Origin of the sequence: uncultured Bacteroides sp. (assembly GCF_905207245.1) — a bacterium.
Classification (GTDB): domain Bacteria; phylum Bacteroidota; class Bacteroidia; order Bacteroidales; family Bacteroidaceae; genus Bacteroides.
Genome location: NZ_CAJLKP010000163.1, coordinates 1 through 4,361 on the forward strand (window position 1 = coordinate 1; position 4,361 = coordinate 4,361).

General features: G+C 41.9%; 3 protein-coding genes and 1 pseudogene. All 4 read left to right on the forward strand.

All coding sequences use genetic code 11. The features are described from left to right. Positions 1-27 precede the first annotated feature (27 nt). Entirely contained in the window at positions 28-153 is a 126-nt protein-coding gene (locus QZ135_RS24540) for a hypothetical protein (RefSeq protein WP_294615714.1), read from the forward strand. 39 nt (positions 154-192) lie between these two features. Next, positions 193-2,478, forward strand: coding sequence for a hypothetical protein (locus QZ135_RS24545; protein WP_294615716.1), 2,286 nt, complete (start codon positions 193-195; stop codon positions 2,476-2,478). A 240-nt stretch (positions 2,479-2,718) separates the two neighbouring features. Continuing rightward, entirely contained in the window at positions 2,719-3,819 is a 1,101-nt protein-coding gene (locus QZ135_RS24550) for a Wzz/FepE/Etk N-terminal domain-containing protein (protein ID WP_294615718.1), read from the forward strand. Between the two features lie 10 nt (positions 3,820-3,829). After that, a pseudogene (locus QZ135_RS24555) lies at positions 3,830-4,361 on the forward strand (ABC transporter ATP-binding protein); the annotation flags it as partial.

The following is a 4,361-nucleotide window of genomic DNA, read 5'->3' on the forward strand; positions in this document are numbered from 1 at the left end:
TTTTAATATTACTAACAATTAAATTTTATGATTATGAAAGTAGAAAAGGAAATGAAGTATGTGGCTCCGGAAGTAGAAGTTCTGGAAGTAATGGTGGAAAAAGGATTCGCAGCATCAGGCGGTGACTATACCGAAGATCTTGACGAAAGATAAAATTGAGAACTAATTCACAATTAATTAATAAAGAAGAATATGAAATCAAAACTTTTATTCGGTGCTTTGTTGGGTAGCATTGCTTTAGCATCTTGTAATGCCGATGAGGACTTTTCGGCTTCGTCAGTACAAGAATCACCCATCAAATTTACAGTTTCTCTGGAAACGGCCAATGGTGAAACTCCATTGACCAAAGCAATTTTGACAGATAAGTTTAAAATTAATTTTGAAAATAATGATTTGATGTCCTTGTTTCATGGTGTTACCGTAGATGCTAGTGCTGGTGACCAGAAACAAACCATGGTATCGTATCAAAATGCCATTTATGCTGGAACCGCAGAAGACGGAAATGCTTTCTCGTTCACAACCAAGTCAATGGTACTAGAAGGCAAGGCTATCATGGTTTACCCTGCTGATACCACTTTTGTTAATGGTGCGGGTACGAATGCCCCAAAGGTAAGCATTGCACGGGATCAGGATGAGAATACTGTGAAATTGATGCCTTATATGTCTGAAGTATTAGATATAGTAGGACGTACAGATGGGACAGCAGGAGCCAATACCTCCGGATATGGTAAGTACTATCCTATTGTGCTGAAGCCAATAGGCTCTGTGCTTGCTTTACAAATTAATCCTACGAATGTGGAGAAGATCAACAACTTAGGGGTAGCAGAACTCAAGGTTACAAAAGCGGGATTGGAGGCTAGCGGTAACATTTTTACTACAGGTCTTCATGTAAAAGCTACTGATGATGCTATTGGTTATACTGGAAGTGATGATCTTATCAAAGCCCTTTGGAACAAAGCCTCTGATGTAGATTTGACTGAAAGTAATTTGACTTTAGTCAATAGTTTGACGACTACAAATGTATCCAATGATAAAGCTGTATTTACATTACTTCCTGCTAAAAGCAGCATTGATGCAACTGGCGCTGCCGTGACTATCAATACAAACTATGGTAAGGTAGTATTGGATGAAAATGTTGAGACTTGGGTCAAAGGTTCGGATGCTGCTGTGGCTGTTAAAGTAGGTATTGAAAACGTCCTTAATAATACATGGGTTGCACCAGGGACATCGAGCTCTAACTTTGGCAATGAAAAAACTGGCGGTCTTTTCAACCGTAAGATCACGGCAGACATGTCAACCCTTGATATGGATGGCTTGCACATCACAGACCAACAACATCTGCTTGATGCATTGAAGGTGTATGATGCAATTGCTGAAAATGAGCCTGTTACTTTCTATCTAGATGGTGATGCAGACGGTGAATTCGTAATGGAGGCTGAGGCTACAGCTGCTTACGAAGCACGCGTTGCAAATGTTGGAAATCAAATAACTTTTGAACTTAGTACTGGTGATCCTGAAACTGAATGTAGTACTGTTAAATTCGTAAGCACTGAAGAAACAGAAGTTCCTGCAGTCTTGAAGTTTGGTACTAATGCTGCTCAGATTAAGTTCGCCGGTACTTGGAAGTATTCAGAAAACAAAACATTTGATTATGTTGCTTCACTGGAAATTGTTGAAGGTGCAACAATGACAATGACAAATGCAATAAAAGCTACAGCAACTAATCCTTCAGCAGTTGTAATTACCAATAACGGTACAGTAAACATCTCAGGTACAACCGACCTGGCACTGAACATGAACAACAACGGTACAATCAACATCCCTGCAGATGCAAAGTTCTTTATGAATGGAGCAGAATTGACCAATAAGGCTACTGAGACTGAGTATGGAGCAATATATAATGCCGGAAGATTAGGTGTACGAACAGAACCTTCCACTGGTAAAATCAACAATTACGGCTACATTAAGCAGGAAAATGCTAGTGCATATACTTATGTAAGTACTAATGCCATGGGTACCGGATTTACCGCTGCTTTTGCTGATGAGGCTAATGAGATTGGTACTATCGAATTGTTTGAGACAGGCAATGAGAATACTGTTGTAGCTTCTGGTGGAAAAGCTGGCTTTATCAAGGTCATCACGACCGCAGCATCTGTAACCGATGCTGAAATTGGTACAAAAGCGAACTATGTTGTGATTACTGGTAATTGTACATCTCTTGGCGACATATCAGACTCTGTGTCGTATATTGATATACAGAGCTCTTCAGCGGTTGTTTGGAATACTACCGGAAAAACTTACGCCGGGCTTATCGTTGGTGAAGGTCATGAGTTGAATATTCCGAAAGGAAGTAGCGTAACAATAACCACTGCTTATGTGAAAGGCTATATATACAAAGCAGGAACACTTAATTGTTCCGACTTTGATGGCTATTTAGGTGGTGCTGATACTGATAAGGCCAATATTATCGCCCAGTAAATAAAAGGTAAGAAGGTTCTTTATGGTTCGTTACCAGATGTATTTCGGGCAAAGATTGAAAGAATGACAGAACCTTCCTGATTGAAATTATTTAATCCCTACCTATGCATTTATTGAAATGTATAAGTAGGGATTATTCTTTTGGAAAACAAAAAATATGCTCCAAATTCGGCAAGGTAGAGAATATTCTGATTATACATTACAATATAGATGAACAGTGGTACAACAAACAGGGAAAACTTGAAACCTCTTCTACAAGAACTTGAAATTGACTGGCTGGAACTAGCTCAAAAAGTCTGGATTTCCCGGAAACCAATACTTATGGCATGCGTCATTGGCGCTGTATTCGGACTAATTGTCTCTTCTGGTATACCCAAGGAATACACGGCAAGTACCCTCATTGTTCCGGAAAGTAGAAAATCCTCTTCGGGCATAAGCGGACTGACGAATATGGTGGACATTGATGTAAGTTCTTCGTCTTCTACTGAAAGGGATGCCATTTTTCCATCCCTATATCCTGCCATCGTCAACTCTACACCATTCCTTGTTCGGCTTTTCGACATAAAGGTACGTGAACAAAGCGGCAGCACTGTTATAGCCCTTTCGCGGTATCTGAAAGAACGGCAGAAACGACCATGGTGGAGCACCATTACATCGGCACCATTCAGACTGATAGGCTGGACAATCTCCTTGTTCAGTGAGAAAGAAGAAGTGGACAAAACAAAGCATACGCTAGACCCTTTCCGTTTGACCCGTGAAGAAGCGGGCATAGCGGGTACCATCGCTTCCAGAATCAATATCGAGGTAGACAAGAAAAAAAGAACCATAACTATATTTGTCACCATGCAAGACCCGCTGGTGGCTGCAGTTGTAGCAGATACCGTACGGGCACACTTGAAAGAATACGTCACGGAATATAGGACAGCCAAAGCGCGTAAAATCTTAGAATATGCAGAAAATCTCCGCCAAGAGGCGCAGGTGGAGTATTATAAGACACAGGAGAAATATACCCGGTATGCAGACGCCAATCAAGGGCTGGTAAAATCAACCTCACTTGCTGAGTTGGCAAGGTTAAAGAATGAGATGAATCTGGCTCAGGTTATGTATAATCAGACCGAACAGCAGGTTCAGGCCGCCATTGCAAAGGTGGAGAAGGTGAGACCTGTGTATGCAGTAATTCAGCCGGTGCAGGTTCCACTTGCCCCATCGAAGCCCCGGAAGATGATAATCATTGTGGGGTGTATCCTAGTGAGCTGTGCAGGAAGCATTGGTTGGGTGTTGTTTGCAAAAGACTTTTTGAGAGATATAAAAAGAAAAAGAGTTGCTTCTGACGATAGATAAAAGTAAACGAATGATTAAGAAGATAATTCAATTATTGCCGAAGGAGCAACGTAAAGGAGGAATATGGGTAGCTCTCTCAGTACTGCTACGTTCCGTCCTCGACTTTGCCGGAGTAGCGGCATTGGTACCGATACTGCTGGTGGTGATAAAACAGGATGATGGACGGGGTAGGATGCTGGCTTTGTGTGGCGCCGTGTTGCTTTTTGTTTTATTGAAAAATGCGGTGGTAACACTTTTGGCACGTGTGCAAAGCAGTTATCAATTGGAGGTATACCGTGAATTCAGTCGGCGGATGTTTGCCAATTACTATCATCGCGGACTGCTTTTCCTGAAAGGAAAGAGCAGCGTGCAACTGGGACATGAGGTAAATTATGTCTGTTATACATTCAGTTCGTGTGTACTGGCTCCGGTCTTTCGCATGGCGGGAGAAGCTGTGCTGGTGCTGTTGATGGTGTCAGCACTTATTATCTGGGAACCGCTCGCCGGACTCTTGCTTTGTGCTTCCTTTTTTCCTCTGGCCGCTCTGTATGTGGGTTTGGTAC

What these genes read in the sequence shown, in the direction of transcription:
- QZ135_RS24545 (WP_294615716.1), top strand. Translation starts at nt 193, where the DNA reads ATGAAATCAAAACTTTTATTCGGTGCTTTGTTGGGTAGCATTGCTTTA.
- QZ135_RS24540 (WP_294615714.1), top strand. Translation starts at nt 28, where the DNA reads ATGATTATGAAAGTAGAAAAGGAAATGAAGTATGTGGCTCCGGAAGTA.